The sequence below is a fragment of the Flavobacterium gyeonganense genome, assembly GCF_029625295.1.
In the GTDB taxonomy this organism is placed as follows: Bacteria; Bacteroidota; Bacteroidia; order Flavobacteriales; family Flavobacteriaceae; genus Flavobacterium; species Flavobacterium gyeonganense.
Genome location: NZ_CP121112.1, coordinates 4,974,135 through 4,995,840, shown reverse-complemented (window position 1 = coordinate 4,995,840; position 21,706 = coordinate 4,974,135). Strand labels below are relative to the sequence as shown.

Here is a 21,706-nt window from a genome sequence, read left to right as displayed (position 1 = left end):
TTTTATTATTAAATCTGATGTGCATTTAATTTATTATTATTAACATAGAACAGAGTATCGTTTTTTATTAAAAATAAAGAATCATTTTCAATTTTAATGGAATTCAACAATTTATTACTTTTTCTCTCGAAAATTTCAAGCATATTGTTGTTTTTAAAAATAATTTTTTCTCGATTAAAATATACAATTTTGAGTGATTCATCTTTGATATGCACTTCTGCATTTTGAAAATTATCGATTGCTAAATCTCTAATTAAGATATTATTAGGTTTGTTATAAAGTGTGCTTTTATATGCTATTTCGTTACTATCTGGGCTAAGTATATAATCATATCCTGCATCCTCAATTTTTCCAACAAATTTAATTTGTATGTTTTTATTATTTTCAATTTTTAATATAATATAAGTACATCTAGGTTCATCACCATCTTTATCAAAAATTTCGAAACCTATAATATTGTTATATGGAAAAGTAAAAATTTCATATCTGCCTTCAGAAAAATAGAGATAAGTAAAATTGTATTCATCATCAAAATTGTCACTAATGAAATCATATAAATTATATTCTTCAAAGTTTTCCAGATTTAATAAAACCAAATCTTCTCTAAAAATATAATTTTTCAAAATATATTTATAATTCAGAGAATGGGTTTCTGTATCAAATTTTTTATGAAATATTATTTCACCATTATTTGAATCAATTTTTAAGTGACAATCAAAATCCCCATTGTAACTTCCATTTAAATATAAATATTCTAAATCGATTGAATGAAAATCTCTAATGTCTGAAATTTTTTTATCTAACAAAAATTGTTTGATTTTATTATTATCAAAGTCTAAAATTTCAATAAAAAATTCTGAGTCTAATGAATTTGTTTTAAGTACAATAATACCATCTATTTCTGGAATACTTTTTATCTTTAATATTCTCAAATTAGACATATTATTTTTCGAAACTAACTCATTTATATTATTCATTTTAATCGAAAGTTAATTTTATACGCTTCTTTTTAAAATTACTGCTAACGTTTCGCGGCTTTGCGAAGTGCCTTCTCTTCGTCGCTCACTAATTAAAGCTAAAATAGCCAAATTTTTTAATTTGTTCTATTTTATCCAAAAGAGCGAAGGCATTTTGCAAAACCGCTGTTGGGAGTAGTTACTGATCTATTGACAATCCAAATTTTTATCAGTAACGGAGTTGGATAGACTACTCGAATCTTTCTTTCAACACAATCAAAATCAATGAAACCAATTATTTATTTTGCTTAGCAAGCCTGCTAGGCGAAGTTAATAATTGGGATTTTGGGGCGCTATTATTTTTGAGATTTTAAGTTAGTAAAACTAAATGCTTTATTCTGCGGTATTGACTTTCTCATTTATTTTTAATAACTTAGCCAAGTCTTTTACGTTGTCAAACGTATTGAAAGTGAACTTTCTACGATTCCCAATCGAAAGACTTGAAGCCTAAATGCTTTATTCTTCCAGAATTCCAAAAAATATCCCCAAAATTCATTGTGCAAGAAACTCCGTAGTCTACTGCCAATTACGCCCAACTTACTTATACCAGCCATAAAATGGCTTAAATAAGTTTTATTAATGTTAGCTTTATGCCATAACTGGTTAATAATTAATTTTGCTAATATAGGAAAAACTTTTATAAATTATCATTACGTTTTACTGGAGGATAGTCCGAATCAGGGATCATTTGTTAAATTGCAAAAGCCCTAGCCCTGATAGCAGCGGCATCCTTTTTAGGTAAACGAAAATAGCTAAGTAAAGTGTAAATATTCTGCCTAAAAAGATACAGCGGATAGCAGGAATCAGCTCCTGAAAAAACCATAACGAACAACTTTTAACTATCAACTATTTTTCGTAATTTTGCAGTCCAATAAAAGGAAAAGAAAATGTTAGACAGACTTCAATATGTAAAGCAGCGTTTTGATGAGATTTCGGATTTGATTATTCAGCCGGATGTTATTGCGGATCAAAAACGCTATGTACAGCTTAATCAGGAATATAAAAGCATCAAAGCTTTGGTTGAAAAGAGAGAAGAATACATTCTTGTTTTGGCCAATATTGACGAAGCCAACGAAATTATTGCTGATGGAAGCGATGCTGATATGGTCGAAATGGCCAAAATGCAGCTGGATGAAGCAAAAGAACGTTTGCCGCAACTGGAGGAGGAAATCAAATTTATGCTGATTCCGAAAGATCCTGAGGATGCTAAAAATGTAATGGTAGAGATTCGCGCGGGAACGGGTGGGGACGAAGCGAGTATTTTTGCTGGTGATTTGTTCAGAATGTATACTAAATACTGTGAGTCTCAAGGTTGGAGAACTTCTGTGGTAGATATGAACGAAGGAACTTCAGGAGGTTTTAAAGAGGTAATTTTTGAGGTTTCTGGAGAAGATGTGTATGGAACTTTGAAGTTTGAAGCGGGTGTTCACCGTGTGCAGCGTGTTCCGCAGACCGAAACTCAGGGTCGTGTGCATACATCGGCAGCAACGGTTATGGTTTTACCGGAAGCAGAAGAGTTTGATGTACAGATTGATATGAATGATGTTCGTGTCGATTTCTTCTGTTCATCAGGACCTGGAGGGCAGTCGGTAAATACTACGAAATCGGCCGTACGTTTAACGCATATTCCAACCGGATTAGTGGCGCAATGTCAAGATCAGAAATCGCAGCATAAAAATAAAGATAAGGCACTAACGGTTTTGCGTTCCCGTTTGTACGAAATGGAATTGGCAAAGAAAGAAGCTGAAGATGCGTCTAAACGTACTTCTCAGGTTAGTTCAGGTGACCGTTCTGCTAAAATTCGTACTTACAATTATGCACAGGGGCGTGTAACGGATCATCGTATCGGACTTACACTTTATGATTTAGGAAATATCATGAACGGTGATATTCAGAAAATTGTTGCTGAGCTTCAATTGGTAAATAATATGGAGAAACTCAAAGAAGCTTCTGAGGTGTTTTAATTTTAGACTTAGTAGACTTTAATTAAGAGATAATATACAAAAATCCGAACTTATTTTAAGTTCGGATTTTTTTAATGCAAAAAAGCAAAGTTTACTAATGCAAACTTTGCTTTTCTTGTAAGGCTCTATTTATCTAAACAGAGATTTATAGTGAGGTATTATCTGTTTAACCGTTTGTTATAGCAGAAACGTATAAACTAGCTAGATACCTAAAAATACTCTCGTATATTCAAAACATTTATAGAAATTCGAGTAAATGTAAACACCATTTTTAATTATTATTTCGTTTATCTTTTCCATAATAGTTGTATTTAAGTTATACAATTACCCTTCAAATGATTCTTCCTCGTACAATTCCTTCTCTGAAGGTTCATGATGGTCTGCCGGCTTTGCTACCAAAGTGGTTACAGCAAGCTGTAATATAGACCCTAGGATGTTTTTAAATGTAGAATCGGTTTTTCCTACTACCAGTTTTTTAGCCAGGTAACCTATTCCAATGCTTATAGCAGATTGGGCCAGATCACTCTTGAAGCCCACGGCTTCATTGACTTCCTGGACTGTGTTCCGAATGAGATTAAGAGGTTTTAAATTTTCCTTAATTTCATCGATTTCGTCTTTGATATCACACCATTCCCTGTCTTGTTGTTCTTCTAAAAGCTTAATTTTTTGATTTAATGAATCAATAGTGTAAATAGCTTCCATAAATAGTCTTTTTTATAGTATTAATTATTAAATCAGTTTTTAGTGTCTTTCAGGATACTGGAAACAATTAAATTTCCAATTGGGGTTTTAATCAGCTTATGCTGTGTTTTGTGCAATACAATAGCAATGATTAAATAAAAACCTGCTATCGCAAAGAAACCATAATAATATTCACCAAGTTCTTTTCCAATCCATAAGCTAAGTCCGATATTAAGAAACAAAGTAAAAAATGCAACAACAACGCCAACCGCTATCCGTGAAGTTAATGTTGATAAAACATCTGCAGATGCTGATACCGTTTTAAGTTTAATCAATTCTAAACTTGTTTTGGTGTAGTTTTCTGCTTTTTCATACATATTTAGGTTTTCGTTTGTTGTTGCATTAGTTTCCATGATATTGGTGTTTTTTATGGTTGAAGAAAAAATCAATCTTAGTAGTTTGTTTTTACAGTTTTTGCTTCATCTTTAATAGAGTTGAAGTCTTCTTTTACCTGATTGAATTTTGCTTTTCCTTCTTCAATGATATCTTTGCCATTTGAATTAATTGTGCTTAAGATACCATCGAATTTTCCTTTAAGGTTATCTCCGTAATCTTTCGATTTGTCTTTGATTTTTTTCTTGTCTCTGAACCTTTATCCGGTGCAAATAATACTCCTAAAAAAGCTCCTGCCGCTGCGGCTCCTAAAATTCCTAAAAGTGTGCTACTAGTTTTCATAATATTTGATTTTAAAAAATTAATATAAAATGTTTAAATAATGTTTGATTTTAAATTTCGCGACCTTTGATAAGTCTGAATAGTATTGCTATGATGGCAATTACCAATAAGATGTGAATGATACTTCCTGCACTGTATACAAAGAACCCAAGGGCCCAAAGAATGACAAGAATAACCGCGATTGTATATAATAAATTTGACATGGTTCTTAATGTTTATGGTTAATAATTTATGTTTTCTAGTTTAATTTATAAGCCAAGTACAAGCTTAAGTTGCTGTTTTTAGCATCTGGAAAAGTGTAAGTGTTTCCGAAAGCTTCTCTTTCTTTTCCAATAGTTGTTAATCCGTAGTTATAACGCAATCCTATACTGATTGGGTTGAAATCTAAACCAACACCAGCTGATAAACCTGCATCAAATCTTTCGAAGTCATCTGCATCTAATTCGTCATCAAATTCAATATCTCCTTCTCCGGTTAATTTAGCATTTACAAGATATGATGCATAACCACCTACGTGAACATTAAAGTTTTCAGTTAGATTAAATCTTACTAACAATGGTACTTCAATATAATTAAGTTTAAATTTATTAGTACCTGCAACACCAGCAACGTTGTAATCTAATTCAGCACCTTTTGTAGTATATAATATCTCTGGCTGAATAAATACTTTGTCAGCGATTGGGAAGGCAGCAAAAATACCTGCATTAAAACCCCATAGCGCATTTTCGTCATCGATATCATCAGAATCTGAATATAAGTTTGACATATTAACCCCTCCTTTGATACCGAATTCAGGACCTACAACTGTACTGCTCTGAGCAGATACTACTCCAAATGAAGTCATCATAAAAAGAGATAAGGCGTATAAGAAATTTGATTGCATTTTCATAATTTAAAAATTTAGTTAATAATTCTAATTTGATTTTAATTGATTTGTTTTTTAATTTTTTCTGTTTCTCTTAAAAATTCGTATTGTTTTGGTAAATAATGAGCAACTAATTTCAGTATTACCATATCATTTGTTTCTTTTGCTATCGATTCAAATAATCCTATCATTTCAGTTAATGACTGTGTAATAGAATTCAAATAGGCATCATCAAAATCTACATCCTTTTTGTTAGCAAGCTCATACAAATCCTTATTCGTAACCGATGTATTTATTTCACTGATTATAATGAGTTTTTGAACAGCTATTTTGTTGATTTCCTGTAACAATAATTTTTGATTATTTTCTATTTTGCTACTGACAATTTTTATTGAATTTTGTAAACTTTTACGTTGTGCCAGCTGCGCTTTAGAAATAATTGTTTTTGTTACTCCTGCAGTTGCAACAAAAAAATAAGCTTCAGTTTGTTCAGTATTTTTTGTAAGAACGTATTTGTTTTCCGGTTTTCTGTTTTCCGGTTTTTCATTTTCATTACATGACGAAATAGTTATCGTTACAATGGCTATAAAAGCTGTTTTGAAGAATGATCTTTTTGATGAAAACATCTGTCTAAATAGTTACTTCATTATTACATTACAAAGATGCTAACGAATAGTAAGGTTTGCTTTACAGCATAAAAAAAGAAACGTTATATAATTCCCATTCTGGAAAAATATAACGTTTTTAATAAGGTTTTAGAAAGAGTTTATTGAGGAAGAAATACAGTAAATACGGAGCCTTCGCCTAGTTTGCTGTCAGCGGTTATGTAGCCTTTATGGTTCTCAACAATTTTTTTACAAATTGCTAATCCAATTCCTGTACCCGGATAATCATTTTTAGAATGTAGTCGTTTAAACAACACAAAAATATTGTCTTTGAATTGTGGATCAAATCCCATTCCGTTATCGGTAAATGTAATCTTATAAAATTTCTTGAAAGGATGATCAATTAATTCCGGATATTCATTAGACAATATTTTTTCGCAATCAATAGTAATCTGAGGTGGTATTTCCGGAAGACTGTATTTTAGTGAATTACCAATCAAATTAATAAAGAGCTGTTCTATCTGGTAGGGTATAACTTCTAATTTAGGTAATTTAGTAACGTTGATACTTCCTTTTTTCTCATCAGTTATTACAGCAAGTTCTAATGTTGCATTTTCCAGCAATTCATTCAGATCTGATTTAATGAATTCTTTTTTGGTAGTATTAGTTCTGGAGAATAATAATAAATCATCAATCAAAACACGCATTCTTTTGGCTGATGTTTCTACTTTTATAATGTAATCTTTTGCGCTATCAGAAAGAACTGCCTTGTCTTCTTCGGAAATTCTAGAAATAAAGGTTTGAATTTTGCGCAATGGTTCTTGTAAATCATGGCTCGCGACATGATTAAAAGAAGCTAATTCTTTATTGCTTTTTTCAAGCTGGTTGTTTCGTTCCTGAAGTTCAATGTTTAGTAAGTGTTCATCTGTAATATCAAAATTGATACCGAGTAGAATTTTGCTCCCATTCTGGTCAACCAGTAATTTACCTGTAGATTTTAAATGTCTGGTCTCGCCATTAGGCTGAATTATTTTATAGTAGATAAATGGAAGTTCTTCGTTATTGATAATTCCCTCCATAGAGGCTTTAATTGCTTCCTTGTCTTCTGGATGTACAAAATCTAAAAAGCTATCCTTTTTTGGTGCAAAAGCGTTTGGCTCAACTCCTAAAAGTCTAAACTGATTGTCAGAATAATCAATTTTCCCTGTTTCCAGATCCCATTGCCAGGTGCTAAATTTACCAATTACTTCAGATTCGGCCATAAGACCTGAAGAAATCAAGAGTTTCTTGTTGAAAATTTTTAAGCGTTCAAGGTCTTTGCTTATTTGTCTGTATGCAAGTAAAATAAAGAGAAGAGCGGCTAAGAATAATAGTATCGAAAAAATTGGACCAAGAGAAATTTCTTCATCGTATTTCTTTAAACTTTTTTTCAAAAGTTTTTTTCGATATCATTCATTTCATCTACTTTAAAACGAATGTTATCCATTAATATACGGCCGCCAAACATATGATTGTCTAGTTTTCTTTTATCATACGTTTCTGGATCACTGTACTTTAAACAATTTTCAAATGAAACATAGCGTTTAATGATCAGTTTGTATATTTTTTCGAGGTTTTGTTTTTGTACCGGATTGTCGGCAGTAAGCTTTTTCAAGGCAATAAAAGAAGTATTTACCTTGTCGCGCGAAAAAAGATAAGGAGCCAGAAAACGATGGTTTCGTGTAATCATAAAGCCACGCTGACCTGTTTCTGCATCTTTTATAGCTGACATAAGCCGCTCAAGCTCTATGTTGATTTCATAGGTGTGCATGAGCAGCTTAGTAGATTCATTAAGATCCCTGTTATGTTTGTAAGCTATTGACGAAAGAAAAATTAAAATGAAAATAGCTATTATAAAAATAACTCTCAAGTAATTTGAGGAATTAAACTTAGGAATCCATTTCATTATTATTGTAATTACTTAAGGCTTAATAAGAAATTATCACGATTTAATCCTGATGTATGATAATGCCAATTTAGCGTAACAACTTCATTAATAATTTTTTTAAGTGCATTAAAATCACTTGGCTTTTTGATATAAATATTTGCACCTTCAATAAACGTGTCTTCAATGTCTTCATCTGAAGAAGATGTTGAATAAATTGCGATTATCAGATTTTTCAGGTGCTCTGTCTTTTTTATTTCAATCAAACATTCCTTACCTGTTTTTTTGGCATGTTCAAATCCAGAAATAAAATATCAGGTAATTTAGTATCCGGATTCATAAGATGTTCCATTAACTGTAAACCATCGAAAACAAATTCGACTTTGGTTTGTACTTTTACTTCTTCGAAAGCATCCTTAAAGAAAAGTCTGTCGTCTTCGTCGTCGTCGGCGAGTAAAATGTGTAATGCGTTTTTCTGCATTGATTAAGGTATTTGGGTTTTATTTTAAATTTTCTCTACGCTTTTTAATAATTCTCAAGAATGCTGAAGGAGTTATTCCTGTTGTGTTTTTAAACTGAGTACTTAAGTGCGCAACACTCGAATAATTCAGTAAAAAAGCAATTTCGGTTAAGCTCATTTCGTTTACAATCATTAACTGTTTTGCTCTTTCGATTTTTTGAATGATTATAAAATTCTCAATAGAAGAATACGTTACTTCGGAAAATACATTTGACAGGTAACCATAACTGTGGTTTAATTTATCAGCAAGATAAGCAGAACTTTTATAATTATTATTGTCATCAGTATAAACCAATTCGATTATAGCATCCTTTATTTTTTGTACCAAAACACTTTTTTGATTCTCAACTACTTCAAAACCAAATGGCTCTAAATTATTTTTAAGCTCATCTAATGCTTCAGTACTAAGATTATCTTCTAATTCAATTTCTCCAAATCCTAAAGTAGAAAAGTTCAAATTCTGTTCCTCCAGTTTTTCTTTTAGGTAAAGTGTGCAAATTGTATTAATATCAAATTTTATAAATAATTTCATTTTGTAAAAATATGGTTAAAGATAACTATTTTATTTTGTTTTTAAGTAATTCATGTTAATTCAGAAATTTAAAGCTTTATACTTTGAAAATCAAAAAAATACCGCCTAATTTTAGTTAAGCGGCATTTATGAGAGTTGAAAGAGATTTACAAATTAGATACAATATCATTCCATTCCTCTTTCGTTTTACCTAATTTTTGCTGGATTCTTCCGTACATTTCATCTTCTTTTCCTTCTTCATATAACAAATCGTCATCAGTCAAATCAGCATATTTTTGTTTTAATTTTCCTTTTAACTCGTTCCAGTTTCCTTTTATTTCTGTACTATTCATGACTTTATTATTTAATATTTATATAATGTAAAATTCAACAACTTTTCTTTGTGTTTTGTTACATAAATTTTTAAAACTCTTTTATAATTCGCATTTATTGTAGCAATATTCTATATTTATCTACATAATTAATACAAGTTGTTATATGATTCAATGATTTGGTAACTTATTTTTAAATCTATTATTGTAGTTTTGCGGCCAATTAAACTTAAAACCCCGATTTAATGAAAAAACAATTACTCATTTTATTTATTTTTTTAACGTCTGCTGTTGCTACAGCACAGTCGTATTTAGGTTATTTTAATGATAATTATGCCGGTGTGCAAAGTGTGCTTTTTAACCCTGCATCAATAGCTGATTCCCGTTTTAAAACAGATGTTAATTTGTTTTCTGTCAGTAGTGCTGTTAGTAATGACTTGTATGGGGTTAAACTTTTTGACGTTTTTAAAGATGGTTATGACTTTGACAGTCAGTCAAAAATGACTCCTTCAAATGCAAATAATGCCATTATTAATCTGGATATTATGGGACCGTCTTTTATGTTCAATATTGCACCAAAGCATACTTTGGCACTTTTTACAAGAGCCAGATCAGTTACAAATCTTAGAGATGTTAATGGTAGTCTTGTTGATCAGGTAAAAAATGGTTTGGATCAGTCAAACGGTTTCCCTCTTATTAATGCCGGCAGTCCAAACGGTGCCTTGCATGCATGGGGAGAATTAGGACTTTCTTATGCAGCTGTTTTATTTAATAAGAACCAACATTTCTTAAAAGGAGGTTTGACGGCTAAATACCTGCAAGGTGTAGCAAATGCTTACATACAAGGAAGAGATGCTAATGCAAGTCTGATTGTAAACCCAGTTGATCCATTAAATAGTAGATTATTTACAAATGGTCAATTAACTATAGGTGGAAGCCAGGATTGGGAGGCTAATGAAGATTATGAATTCGATATCAATTCTAGCGGAGTGGGCTTTGATTTTGGATTTGTTTACGAGTGGAGACCAGATTATGCTAAATATGATTTAAATAATGCAAAACCGGCTGACAATAATTTCAGGGATCTGAATAAATATAAATTGCGTTTTGGATTGTCTGTTACGGATATTGGTTCAATAAATTATAAAAAGGCGAAACAAGATATTTACGATATAACAGGTACTCTTACTCAGGAAATGATTGATGATACTGATAATTTATATGATTTATTAAATGATCGTTATACAAAAACATCAACTTCAAAAGGAGTAAAAACAAATTTGCCTACAGCACTTCATGCTGATGTTGACTGGAATATACATAATAAATTCTATCTGAATCTTAATGGAGATATTAGTATGGTTTCAAGTACAAAGTTAAATGCGACTAATATTGCTGACAGAGTAAGTTTAACGCCTCGTTACGAAAGCAGATGGTTTAGTTTTTATGTTCCTGTTACCTGGATGGAATATAGCGGAACTCAAGTGGGTACAGGATTACGTGTAGGTACTTTCTTTGTTGGCTCAGGATCAATTGTTTCTAATTTAGTTTCTAAAGAATCAAAAGCAGCTGATTTTTACGTTGGGATTAAAATTCCGGTTTACCAAAAGAAATTTAAAGACAGAGATCAGGATGGGGTAATAGATAAACAAGATTCTTGTAAAAAAGTAGCGGGGCCAATTGAAAACAATGGTTGTCCTTGGCCAGACACTGATGGTGACAAAGTTTTGGATAAAGATGATGCTTGTCCGGATGTTGCCGGTCCTCTTGAAAACAAAGGCTGCCCATGGAAAGATAGCGACGGAGATACATTATTAGATAATGTTGACGGATGCCCAACAGTTGCAGGCCCAGTTGAAAATAAAGGTTGTCCATGGCCTGATACAGACGGAGATGGAGTTTTGGACAAAGATGACGCTTGTCCTAATGTTGCAGGTTTAGTAGAAAACAAAGGATGTCCGGTTTTAGATACTGATAAAGATGGAGTTGCTGATAACGTTGATGATTGTCCACTAGTAGCAGGTCCAGCAGAAAATAAAGGGTGTCCTGAAGTTAGTAAAGCTACTTTGGCTCAATTACAGGTTGAGGCAAAATCTATCTTCTTTACATCAGGCAAAGCTACCTTAAGTGATGCTAAGAAAGTAGAAACTTCAGGAAGACTGGATGCTATCAAAGAAATTTTGAAAAACTATCCAAACGCAAAATTTGCCATTTATGGTCATACTGATAATGTAGGTAATGCTAAGGCAAATCAAAAATTATCTGAAGAAAGAGCAAAAGTTATTATGGATGCTTTAATTGAAAAAGGAGTAAATCCTGCTAATTTAACTTCACAAGGTTTTGGGGCTTCAAAACCAGTTAAATCTAATAAAACTGCTGCAGGAAGAGCAGCAAACAGAAGAACAGAAATTGTTTATTTAGGTAATTTCTAATTCTGATTGAAATATAAATACTAAAAGCCATTCTTAATTGAGTGGCTTTTTTTATTTTTGCATACTTTCTAAAAAATCGTTTTTTGAATTGAAAAAACTAAAAAAAATACCAATGACTACACAACAACTGCACCAACAAATACTTCAAAAAAAATCATTTTTATGCGTTGGGCTGGATCCTGATTTAAACAAAATTCCTCAACATTTATTAGAAACTGAAGACCCTGTTTTTGAGTTCAATAAGGCCATAATTGATGCTACTCATGATTTGACTGTCGGCTACAAACCTAATACTGCTTTTTTTGAAGCGCATGGGATAAAAGGCTGGATTTCCCTTCAGAAAACAATTAATTATATAAATGAAAAATTTCCGGAAATTTTTACGATTGCTGATGCAAAACGTGGGGATATCGGAAACACTTCAGCCATGTATGCAAAAGCTTTTTTTGAAGATTTGAACTTTGACAGTGTAACGGTAGCTCCTTATATGGGGAAAGACTCTGTTGAACCTTTTCTGGCTTTTGAAAATAAACATACTATAATGCTGGCTTTGACTTCAAACGAAGGAGCATTTGATTTTCAAACTTTAGATGTAAACGGAAAACAATTATACGAACAAGTTCTAGAAACCTCTAAAGCATGGAAAAACAGTCATAATTTGATGTATGTTGTCGGTGCTACTAAAGCGGAGTATTTTACTGAAATTAGGAAAATAGTTCCGGATAGTTTTTTACTGGTTCCCGGAATTGGCGCTCAGGGCGGAAGTTTGTCTGAAGTTTGCAAATATGGAATGAATGATAAGATTGGTTTGCTTGTTAATTCTGCCAGAGCAATTATTTATGCTTCAAATGGAATTGATTTTGCTGAAAAGGCGAGGGATGAGGCCTTGAAAGTACAGCAGGAAATGGAGGGAATTCTTAGTTTAAAGTTTAAGGTTTAAATTTTCAGGTTTGCCTTGAATATATTTTTTAATAATAATAACTTGAATATGAACTCAGAGAAAAGTTTCATATACTCTTTAATAGTTTTAGCTCTTTTTATAGTGATGATTCTGATGCATATTTTTCAGGTGATTATTAAGTATGATTTTTCTAATTTATATAGTTTAATATCCATTGTAATAATGGTTTTGATAAGTTTTGGAAGTTATTATGCGTTCACTGGATTAAGAGATAAAAATTCTGCAAAGAAGTTTATTGGTTTAATTTTGAATACAGGCTATCTAATTTTATTTATTTCAATAATGATAGTAAATATTCAGGATCTTTATAAAGCAATTGGGTAGTAGTTTTTCTACTATTTTTAACATACTAATGTATAAACATGAAACAACTCCGAGATCAATTGGGGAAATTACATTCTTTTGAAACAGCTCCAAGCCGTATTATCTCTTTAGTGCCTTCCCAAACAGAATTGTTATATGATTTAGGTTTAGAAGATAAAATCATCGGAATTACGAAGTTTTGTGTGCATCCTTATCATTTAAAATCCACAAAAAAAATTGTAGGCGGAACCAAAAAGATTCATTTTGAAAAGATAAAATTACTGCAGCCTGATATTATTATCTGCAATAAGGAAGAAAACACTGCTGAAATTGTGGAACGGTTGAGTGAAATCTGTCCGGTTTGGGTAACGAATATTGTTTCTGTTAAGGATAATTTTCAAATGATTTCAGATTTTGGGCAGCTTTTTAACTGCCGGACTGAAGCTCAGAAATGGAATGATAAGTTAACTTTTGCTTTAAGCGATTTTAAAAAATACATTAAAGATATTGAAATCAAAAAGGCAGCCTATTTTATCTGGAAAAATCCATATATGGCGGCAGGAAATGATACTTATATTGATGAATTATTAAAGCTGAATCATTTCATAAATATCTACGGAGATAAAGATCGTTACCCTGAAATTGAACTAAAAAAAATGCGTTTGGAAGGTGATCCTGATTTGATTTTCCTTTCTTCTGAACCTTATCCTTTTAAAGAAGAAGATGCTTTTGAAATAGGACGTTTCACTCATCACGCCAAAACCATTTTTGTGGATGGTGAAATGTTTTCCTGGCATGGAAGCAGACTGTTAAAGGCTTTTTCGTATTTCAAATTACTGCACGAAAGACTTAGAAATTAACTTCAATATTTTAAAATTTCAAAATCCAAATTTCAACTCAATAAGATTGAAATTTGGATTTTTTTATCTGGAATTTAAATATAAAAAAATGCCGGCAATCTCGAAGATGCCGGCATCATTTAACTAACCAAAACCAAAATAATAAATAACCAGTTTATTACATTACAAAGGTCTGATATATATCTTTCTTTTGCTGTTAAGGTTTTGTTATTACTTTGTTGGACTTAAGTTAAGATTTTTAATATATAGTTATCGATTCAATTAGCGACTGTAAAGTTTTGCTTTTTCCTTTATTATATCAGCAATTTTACGATTTTCAATTTTGCTTTCAAGCCAAGAAATTATATCTAAATACAGGAAAGCTCTTTTTTCGTAGGTGTTTTTTTCTAACTCGATAAATCGTTCCCTCATTTTGATGAATTCCTTTTTAATATCGGCAGGATAAAAATTATTTAAGTTTCTCATAAACTTAATAATTTCTTTCTGGACCTCATGCAAATCATTCATTTTCAATAGAAACTTGTAGGTACTTTTAAGGTGGTTTTCCAGGTAATAATCTTTTCCTAATTCATAATGTGCAATTAATGACAAGAGTCTGGCAAAGCACATTAAATCTTCGCGCATCGTCAGGTTTTTGTTGTTGATTATTTTGTCCAGATAATAAATGGATTCGTTGTATTTTTCGTTTCCAAAATAGATAGAGGCAATTTTGTAAAAAAACAACATTTCGTGATGCTCATCAAGATGTTCACTGTGAATTTTAATTTTTTCTAAAATCTCAGGAATCAAATATTCGCTTTCGGCGAAAGTTCCTTCCAAAATATGATAGTTTAGTTTATTGTTATAGATATATAAAAAGGATAGCGATGCAATGTTATCATTAACAGGAAATCTGGGATCCTGAATAGTTTCCTCTAGAAGCGTTAGATATTTTTTGAAATTCGATTTGTATTTCAGCATGTAAAGCGATTCTAAAAAGTAGTGATTCCCTTTTAGAAAAAATACAGGATTCTGGTAAATCATATTTGGGTTGTCATAAAATAATCTTACCCATTTATAAGCATATTTATAACTCGCAAGAAAATCCTGAACAAGGAAACTGCGCCACAAATTGGCATTATAAAACCAATATTTTTCGCGGAAGCCAAATTTGCTTTCGTCTAATTTTGAAATATGTTTGTTGAAATAGTCATCTATATATTTGTATTCCTCATCGTTTTTTACGTAACCGGTTTTTAGCATAATTCCGTATAATTGTAGTGACAAATTGGATAATTTGCTTGAAATTGTATTTCGATAATTCAGTTCTTTAGCCTGAATAACCAATTCATCAGCACGTCCCTGGATACTCCTTGTGATATATTGTGATTCGATTAACTTTTCGAATTCAACAATTTCATATGCCATGTATTTTTCATCATTTTCAAGGGCTATCATTTTGGTTTTATCCAAAATTTTCAAGCTTTGTTTATATAACCCTTTATTGTATAGAATAACTGCAAAGTCTATTTGCTCACGTAGTTGATATCGAATATTCTGGCTGGGAATATTTAATCGGATACTAACCAGGATCTGTTTGTATAAATAGGATTTTAAGTTAGATAGCTGAACTTTTTTGATGATTCCGCTTTTTAAAATAAGCTTTTCATCATAAGTTTCAGACTTATCCAAAATATTAAATAATTCAATGAATTTAGTATTTGAACTCGTTTCTAAACGGCTTGCAAAAATTTTAAACTGTCTTTTTTCAGATTTAGAAAGTGACTTAATCAGTACAAATAAGAAATCTTTTTGATGGTTAGCCATTGTAAAATATAATAATGTAATTTATTGGTTTTTAGTATATTAAATACTTTTAAATTGTTTTATAAACAGTATAATTCCATTAAAATGAATTTCGTACTTAAGAAGTACAATATATATTTGTTTCAAGATGTGAAATTACATTAAATAAATGAATATGAATAGAGAGAAAGTTCAAATTTTTGACACCACTTTGCGTGATGGAGAACAGGTTCCAGGATGTAAGTTAGATACCAATCAAAAATTGGTTATTGCAGAACGACTAGACAAAATGGGAGTTGATATCATCGAAGCAGGTTTTCCTGTGTCAAGTCCGGGCGATTTTTTATCGGTCTCTGAGATTTGTAAAATTGTAGAAAATGCAACGGTCTGCGGGCTTACAAGAGCTGTAAAAAACGACATTGATGTTGCGGCGGCTGCCTTAAAGCATGCTAAAAGACCTAGGATTCATACTGGAATCGGAACTTCAGAATCTCACATACTCCATAAATTAAATACCACACCAGAAGATATTATCGCAAGAGCAAAATCTGCAGTTTCTCATGCAAAATCATATGTTGAAGATGTAGAATTTTACGCAGAAGATGCAGGTAGAACTGATAATGCTTTTCTTGCAAAAGTTTGTGAAGAGGTAATAAAATCAGGTGCAACTGTATTAAATATTCCGGATACAACCGGATATTGTCTGCCTGAAGAGTATGGGGCAAAAATCAAATATTTAAAAGAAAACGTAAAAGGTATTGAGAATGTAATTCTTTCATGCCACTGTCATAATGATTTAGGAATGGCAACTGCCAACTCAATTGCAGGAGCTATCAACGGAGCAAGACAAATTGAGTGTACTATTAATGGTATTGGTGAAAGAGCCGGAAATACAGCCCTTGAAGAAGTGGTGATGATTTTTAAACAACACCCTTATCTTAACTTAGATACAAATATCAATACAAGAGAATTGAACGAAATGAGTCGTTTGGTTTCTGAAAGTATGGGAATGATTGTTCAGCCAAATAAGGCTATTGTTGGAGCCAATGCATTTGCGCACAGTTCCGGAATTCATCAGGATGGTGTAATCAAAAACAGAGCAACTTACGAAATCATGGATCCGCTTGATGTTGGTGTTAATGAATCTTCAATTATATTAACCGCAAGAAGCGGACGTGCAGCTTTGGCATACAGAGCCAAAAAAAGTAGGTTATGAGCTTACTAAAACACAATTGGATACTGTTTATATTGAGTTTTTGAAATTTGCGGATATTAAAAAAGAAGTTTTAGACGAAGATATTCATCAGATTATTGAAGCTTCAAAAATTCAGGGAGATTTAATAAGAAGTTAATTAGTAAAAAAACAGATTTTAAATACATAAAGAACGAGGCATTATGAATTTGAAAATAGCAGTTTTACCAGGAGACGGAATTGGACCGGAGGTAATTGCACAAGCTAAAAAAGCATTGTATGCAATTGGCGAAGTATATAATCACGAATTTGTTTTTGAAGAAGCTCTCATGGGGGCAATTGCTATTGATAAGACAGGAAATCCACTGCCAGAACAAACACTAAATCTTTGTCTAAATACTGATGCGGTTTTGTTTGGGGCAATCGGTGATCCTAAATATGATAATAATCCAAATGCAAAAGTTCGTCCTGAGCAAGGATTACTAAAACTTCGTAAAGCACTTGGTCTATTTGCTAATATACGTCCAATTAAGCCTTATAGATCACTGATCGAATCTTCTCCTTTAAAAAGAGAAATCATTGAAGGTGCTGATTTTACTATTTTTAGGGAATTAACCGGAGGTGCTTATTTTGGTGCAAAAACACTAAATGAAGATGGAACACATGCTTCAGATTTATGTGAGTATTCAGAAGAAGAAATCACAAGAATTGCACATTTAGCGTTTAAATCTGCTCAAAGCCGCCGTAAAAAGTTAACGATGGTTGATAAAGCAAATGTTTTAGAAACCTCTAGATTATGGAGAAAAGTTGTTCAGAAAGTTGGCGAAAGCTATCCGGATGTAGTTTTAGACTTTTTATTTGTAGATAATGCCGCAATGCAGCTGATTCTGAATCCGAAACAATTTGATGTGATTTTGACAGAGAATTTATTTGGGGATATTTTATCTGATGAAGCCAGTGTAATTACCGGATCTATTGGTTTGTTGGCTTCTGCTTCGTTAGGAGAAAAAAATGCACTTTTTGAACCTATTCACGGTTCTTATCCTCAGGCAAAAGGTAAAAATATTGCTAACCCAATAGCTTCAATTTTATCAGCAGGAATGTTGTTAGAACACTTTGGGTTGTCTAAGGAAGCAAATGTGATTTATAAGGCTGTAGAAAAAGCGATTGAATTTAAGGTGGTTACAATAGATTTAAAATCTGATTCAAAATTTGGAACTAATGAGGTTGGAGAGTTTGTTTCTAACTTTATTTTTAGCAAAGATGATTTACTGTATTTTAATAATGACAACGTTCATCTCGGACAATCTACGATTGTTTAATATTTTTTGTTAAATAATGCAATAATTAACAAGAAGAGTTTAAAATGTTGAGTTTTTGTTTTTTTGATCGCATCAGTTTTACTACTTTTGTGGCATCAAAAAATAAATGATGCAAATCTCAATTATTATTACTTCTGTCATTATTGTCAATGTGTATAGCACATCTGCATAGGGAATGGTATAAATATAATTGAAAAGATATATTATAGCCTCCCACATAGTTGGGAGGTTTTTTTTAGGAATAAAATTTAGAAAATTACAAATAATACATAATGGAATTAAACAAGTACAGCAAAACAATCACGCAAGATGAAACTCAACCAGCTTCACAGGCAATGTTCTACGGAATTGGTTTGACAGAAGAGGATCTTAAAAAAGCGCAGGTAGGAATTGTGAGTATGGGTTATGACGGAAATCCGTGTAACATGCACTTAAATGACCTGGCTAAAGATATTAAGAAAGGGGTCTGGGATGCTGATTTGGTCGGTTTGATTTTTAACACTATCGGTGTTAGTGATGGTATTTCTAATGGTAATGACGGGATGCGTTTTTCTTTAGTTTCTCGTGATGTTATTGCAGATTCTATTGAAACTGTAATGGGGGCACAATGGTATGATGGGATGATTGCGGTTCCTGGTTGTGATAAAAATATGCCTGGTGCTTTAATGGCTATGGGTAGGGTAAACCGTCCTTCAATTATGGTTTATGGAGGATCTATTCACCCGGGAAAATGGAAAGGCGAAGATTTGAATATAGTTTCTGCTTTTGAGGCTTTAGGTAAAAAAATTAAGAATACAATTACTCCTGAAGATTTCAAAGGAGTAATTCAAAATGCTTGTCCGGGTGCAGGTGCTTGTGGAGGAATGTACACAGCAAATACAATGTCATCAGCGATTGAAGCATTAGGAATGAGTTTGCCTTACAGTTCTTCTAATCCTGCTTTAAGTCCTGAAAAGAAACAAGAATGTGTTGATGCAGGTAAAGCAATTAGAATATTATTAGAAAAAGATATTAAGCCTAGAGACATTATGACTCGTAAAGCATTCGAAAATGCAATTACGATGGTAGCTGTTTTAGGTGGTTCTACAAATGCAGTTATGCATTTAATTGCAATGGCGCACTCAGTAGGTATTGAATTAACATTAAAAGATTTTCAGGATATCAGTGATAAAACACCATTATTAGCCGACTTGAAACCAAGTGGTAAATATTTGATGGAAGACTTACACAATGTAGGTGGTGTTCCTGGAGTAATGAAATATTTGTTAAAAGAAGGTTTCCTGCATGGTGATTGTTTAACTGTAACAGGAAAAACAATTGCTGAAAACTTAGCTTCAGTGCCTGATTTGCATGACGGTCAGCAAGTAGTTTTTGAAATTTCAAAAGCATTAAAAGCAACGGGAAATATTCAAATTCTTTACGGAAACATAGCAACTGAAGGTTGTGTGGCTAAAATTAGTGGTAAAGAAGGAGAATTTTTTGAAGGTACAGCTGTAGTTTTTGAAGGTGAAAAAGATGTAATTAGAGGAATACAAGCGGGTGAAGTTAAACCAGGAAATGTAGTGATTATTCGCTATTGTGGTCCAAAAGGTGGTCCTGGTATGTCGGAGATGTTAAAACCAACCTCTGCTATTATGGGAGCTGGATTAGGAAGTACTGTAGCTTTAATTACTGACGGACGTTTCTCCGGAGGTTCACATGGTTTTGTAGTAGGGCACGTAACTCCGGAAGCTTATGAAGGCGGTGGGATTGCATTAATAGAAAATGGTGATGTTATTACAATCGATGCTGTAAATAACACTATAAATATGAAAGTTTCTGATGAAGAGTTAGCAAAAGAAAAGCTAACTGGAAGAGACCAGAAAACGGAATTACACAAGGAGTTTTACTTAAATATATGCGTTCGGTCTCCAGTGCCTCACATGGATGTGTTACCGACAAATAATTTAATAAAAACTATCTCTTAAAATCTTAGATGATAGATGTAAGGGATTTAAAAAGAAAACAAATGAAAATATCAGGGGCAGAAGCCGTTATTAGATGTTTATTAGCAGAAGGAGTTGACTTGGTTTATGGTTACCCTGGGGGTGCAATCATGCCAGTTTACGACGAATTATATAAATTTCAGGATCAATTGCACCATGTTTTAGTACGTCATGAACAAGGGGCAGCACATGCAGCGCAGGGTTTTGCAAGAGCTACGGGAAAAGTAGGGGTAGCAATTGCAACTTCAGGGCCGGGAGCAACTAATTTAGTAACTGGTATTGCAGATGCTCAAATTGACTCAACACCAATGGTTTGTATTACAGGCCAGGTTGGAAAGCACTTACTGGGATCAGATGCTTTTCAGGAAACTGATATTATCGGAATTTCAACTCCGGTAACTAAATGGAATTATCAGATTACTGAAGCTCATGAAATTCCTGAAATTATTGCGAAAGCATTTTACATTGCACGTTCTGGTCGTCCGGGACCTGTATTAATTGATATTACTAAAAATGCTCAATTTGATGAGTTTGAGTTTAGTTATGAAAAATGTACCGGAATTAGAAGTTATCATCCAAAACCGGTATTGGATAGTAAAAAAGTACAAGAAGCTGCTGATTTAATAAATAATGCAAAAAAACCATTTATTGTTTTTGGACAAGGTATTATATTAAGTGAAGCTGAAGAACAATTAAAAAGATTAATTGAGAAATCCGGAATCCCTGCTGCATGGACTATTTTAGGACTTTCAGCATTGCCAACTGATCATCCTTTAAATGTAGGGATGGTAGGTATGCATGGTAATTACGGGCCGAATCTTTTAACTAACGAATGTGATGTTTTAATTGCATTGGGAATGCGTTTTGATGACCGTGTTACCGGAAAATTAGCTACATATGCTAAACAGGCAAAAGTAATACACTTTGAAATTGACCCTGCAGAAATAGATAAAAACGTAAAAACCGAAGTTGCAGTTTTAGCTGATGTGAAAGAAGCATTGACTGCTTTAATTCCATTAATTGATAAAAAATCACATTCAGAATGGCATAATGAATTCAAAGAAAAATATAAAATTGAATGTGATGCGGTTATTAATGAGGAGTTAGCTCCAACAAATGGTAAAGGTATTTCAATGGGTGAAACTATTGAAATGATTAATAAGCATTCGAAAGGAGATGCTATAATGGTTTCTGACGTTGGCCAACATCAAATGTTTGCCTGCCGTTATACCAAATTCAATACAACTAAGAGTAATGTTACTTCTGGTGGATTAGGAACAATGGGATTTGCTTTACCAGCCGCTATCGGAGCTAAAATGGGAAGACCAGACCGTGAGGTTGTTGCTGTAATTGGTGACGGAGGTTTTCAAATGAATATTCAGGAGCTGGGTACAATTCACCAGACAAAAGTTCCGGTAAAAATTGTTGTACTTAACAATGAATTCCTTGGAATGGTGCGTCAGTGGCAGGAATTGTTTTTTGACTATAGATATGCTTCTACAGTAATGATTAATCCAAACTTCTGTGCTATTGCAGAAGGGTATTACATTAAATCAAGAAAAGTAACTAAGAGAGAAGAACTGGATGAAGCTGTTGCAGAAATGCTTGCTTCAAAAGAATCGTACTTCCTTGAAGTTATGGTAGAAAAAGAAAATAATGTGTTTCCGATGATTCCAACGGGAGCTTGTGTTTCAGAGATCAGATTAAGTTAAA

At 32.5% G+C, this 21,706-nt stretch carries 19 protein-coding genes and 2 pseudogenes; 8 read left to right on the top strand and 13 right to left on the bottom strand.

Translation table 11 applies throughout. The features are described 5' to 3' along the window. Positions 1 to 8: 8 nt before the first annotated feature. Positions 9 to 977: a hypothetical protein gene (locus P5P89_RS21155; protein ID WP_278010103.1), complete on the bottom strand. Its 969-nt coding sequence runs from the start codon at positions 975 to 977 to the stop codon at positions 9 to 11. A 926-nt stretch (positions 978 to 1,903) separates the two neighbouring features. On the opposite strand from P5P89_RS21155, the gene prfA reads away from it, so the two are divergent. Further along, positions 1,904 to 2,980 (top strand): peptide chain release factor 1, encoded by a 1,077-nt coding sequence (gene prfA, locus P5P89_RS21150; RefSeq protein ID WP_223678635.1) that lies wholly within the window; start codon positions 1,904 to 1,906, stop codon positions 2,978 to 2,980. Between the two features lie 324 nt (positions 2,981 to 3,304). Here prfA and P5P89_RS21145 read toward each other — a convergent pair whose 3' ends face one another. The 11 genes and pseudogenes from P5P89_RS21145 to P5P89_RS21095 all read right to left on the bottom strand — a co-directional run bounded on the left by P5P89_RS21145 (position 3,305) and on the right by P5P89_RS21095 (position 9,174). Beyond that, positions 3,305 to 3,682 (bottom strand): hypothetical protein, encoded by a 378-nt coding sequence (locus P5P89_RS21145; RefSeq protein ID WP_278010102.1) that lies wholly within the window; start codon positions 3,680 to 3,682, stop codon positions 3,305 to 3,307. Positions 3,683 to 3,714: 32 nt separating this feature from the next. Further along, entirely contained in the window at positions 3,715 to 4,074 is a 360-nt protein-coding gene (locus P5P89_RS21140; RefSeq protein ID WP_278010101.1) for a hypothetical protein, read from the bottom strand. Positions 4,075 to 4,231: 157 nt separating this feature from the next. Next, complete coding sequence (locus tag P5P89_RS21840; protein ID WP_422851758.1) at positions 4,232 to 4,396, bottom strand: YtxH domain-containing protein; 165 nt, start codon at positions 4,394 to 4,396, stop codon at positions 4,232 to 4,234. A gap of 50 nt (positions 4,397 to 4,446) precedes the next feature. Next, positions 4,447 to 4,599, bottom strand: a complete 153-nt coding sequence (locus P5P89_RS21130; protein WP_007811479.1) for a lmo0937 family membrane protein — start codon at positions 4,597 to 4,599, stop codon at positions 4,447 to 4,449. A gap of 35 nt (positions 4,600 to 4,634) precedes the next feature. Further along, a complete protein-coding gene (locus P5P89_RS21125; RefSeq protein ID WP_223678631.1) occupies positions 4,635 to 5,285 on the bottom strand; it encodes a porin family protein in 651 nt (216 codons plus the stop codon). Positions 5,286 to 5,320: 35 nt separating this feature from the next. After that, entirely contained in the window at positions 5,321 to 5,887 is a 567-nt protein-coding gene (locus P5P89_RS21120) for a DUF4142 domain-containing protein (RefSeq protein ID WP_278010100.1), read from the bottom strand. Positions 5,888 to 6,027: 140 nt separating this feature from the next. After that, complete coding sequence (locus tag P5P89_RS21115; protein ID WP_278010099.1) at positions 6,028 to 7,299, bottom strand: PAS domain-containing sensor histidine kinase; 1,272 nt, start codon at positions 7,297 to 7,299, stop codon at positions 6,028 to 6,030. Further along, the gene (locus P5P89_RS21110; protein WP_278010098.1) at positions 7,296 to 7,637 is read right to left on the bottom strand and encodes a CHASE3 domain-containing protein; all 342 of its coding nucleotides are present in this window, start codon (positions 7,635 to 7,637) and stop codon (positions 7,296 to 7,298) included. The genes P5P89_RS21115 and P5P89_RS21110 overlap by 4 nt, the downstream gene beginning before the upstream one ends. Before the next feature lie 185 nt (positions 7,638 to 7,822). Then, positions 7,823 to 8,271 (bottom strand): annotated as a pseudogene (locus P5P89_RS21105) (response regulator). 19 nt (positions 8,272 to 8,290) lie between these two features. Then, positions 8,291 to 8,842 carry a helix-turn-helix domain-containing protein gene (locus P5P89_RS21100; RefSeq protein ID WP_223678627.1) on the bottom strand — a complete coding sequence of 184 codons (552 nt, stop codon included), beginning with the start codon at positions 8,840 to 8,842 and terminating at the stop codon, positions 8,291 to 8,293. 146 nt (positions 8,843 to 8,988) lie between these two features. Further along, positions 8,989 to 9,174 (bottom strand): CsbD family protein, encoded by a 186-nt coding sequence (locus tag P5P89_RS21095; protein ID WP_223678626.1) that lies wholly within the window; start codon positions 9,172 to 9,174, stop codon positions 8,989 to 8,991. 224 nt (positions 9,175 to 9,398) lie between these two features. On the opposite strand from P5P89_RS21095, the gene P5P89_RS21090 reads away from it, so the two are divergent. The 3 genes from P5P89_RS21090 to P5P89_RS21080 all read left to right on the top strand — a co-directional run bounded on the left by P5P89_RS21090 (position 9,399) and on the right by P5P89_RS21080 (position 13,709). Beyond that, on the top strand, positions 9,399 to 11,585 hold the full coding sequence (locus P5P89_RS21090; RefSeq protein ID WP_278010097.1) for a DUF5723 family protein: 2,187 nt from the start codon (positions 9,399 to 9,401) through the stop codon (positions 11,583 to 11,585). Between the two features lie 112 nt (positions 11,586 to 11,697). Continuing rightward, positions 11,698 to 12,525, top strand: coding sequence for an orotidine-5'-phosphate decarboxylase (pyrF, locus tag P5P89_RS21085; RefSeq protein WP_278010096.1), 828 nt, complete (start codon positions 11,698 to 11,700; stop codon positions 12,523 to 12,525). A gap of 383 nt (positions 12,526 to 12,908) precedes the next feature. Further along, the gene (locus P5P89_RS21080) at positions 12,909 to 13,709 is read left to right on the top strand and encodes an ABC transporter substrate-binding protein (RefSeq protein ID WP_278010095.1); all 801 of its coding nucleotides are present in this window, start codon (positions 12,909 to 12,911) and stop codon (positions 13,707 to 13,709) included. A gap of 261 nt (positions 13,710 to 13,970) precedes the next feature. Here the strand turns inward: P5P89_RS21080 and P5P89_RS21075 are convergent, their stop codons facing one another. Beyond that, a complete protein-coding gene (locus P5P89_RS21075; protein ID WP_223678622.1) occupies positions 13,971 to 15,515 on the bottom strand; it encodes a hypothetical protein in 1,545 nt (514 codons plus the stop codon). Between the two features lie 154 nt (positions 15,516 to 15,669). Here P5P89_RS21075 and P5P89_RS21070 point away from each other — a divergent pair. The 4 genes and pseudogenes from P5P89_RS21070 to ilvB all read left to right on the top strand — a co-directional run bounded on the left by P5P89_RS21070 (position 15,670) and on the right by ilvB (position 21,705). Next, positions 15,670 to 16,846 (top strand): annotated as a pseudogene (locus tag P5P89_RS21070) (2-isopropylmalate synthase). A 43-nt stretch (positions 16,847 to 16,889) separates the two neighbouring features. Further along, entirely contained in the window at positions 16,890 to 18,008 is a 1,119-nt protein-coding gene (leuB, locus tag P5P89_RS21065; protein ID WP_278010094.1) for a 3-isopropylmalate dehydrogenase, read from the top strand. 269 nt (positions 18,009 to 18,277) lie between these two features. Then, a complete protein-coding gene (gene ilvD, locus P5P89_RS21060) occupies positions 18,278 to 19,975 on the top strand; it encodes a dihydroxy-acid dehydratase (RefSeq protein ID WP_422851771.1) in 1,698 nt (565 codons plus the stop codon). A gap of 41 nt (positions 19,976 to 20,016) precedes the next feature. Further along, entirely contained in the window at positions 20,017 to 21,705 is a 1,689-nt protein-coding gene (ilvB, locus tag P5P89_RS21055) for a biosynthetic-type acetolactate synthase large subunit (RefSeq protein ID WP_278010093.1), read from the top strand. The last annotated feature ends 1 nt before the right edge of the window (position 21,706 follow it).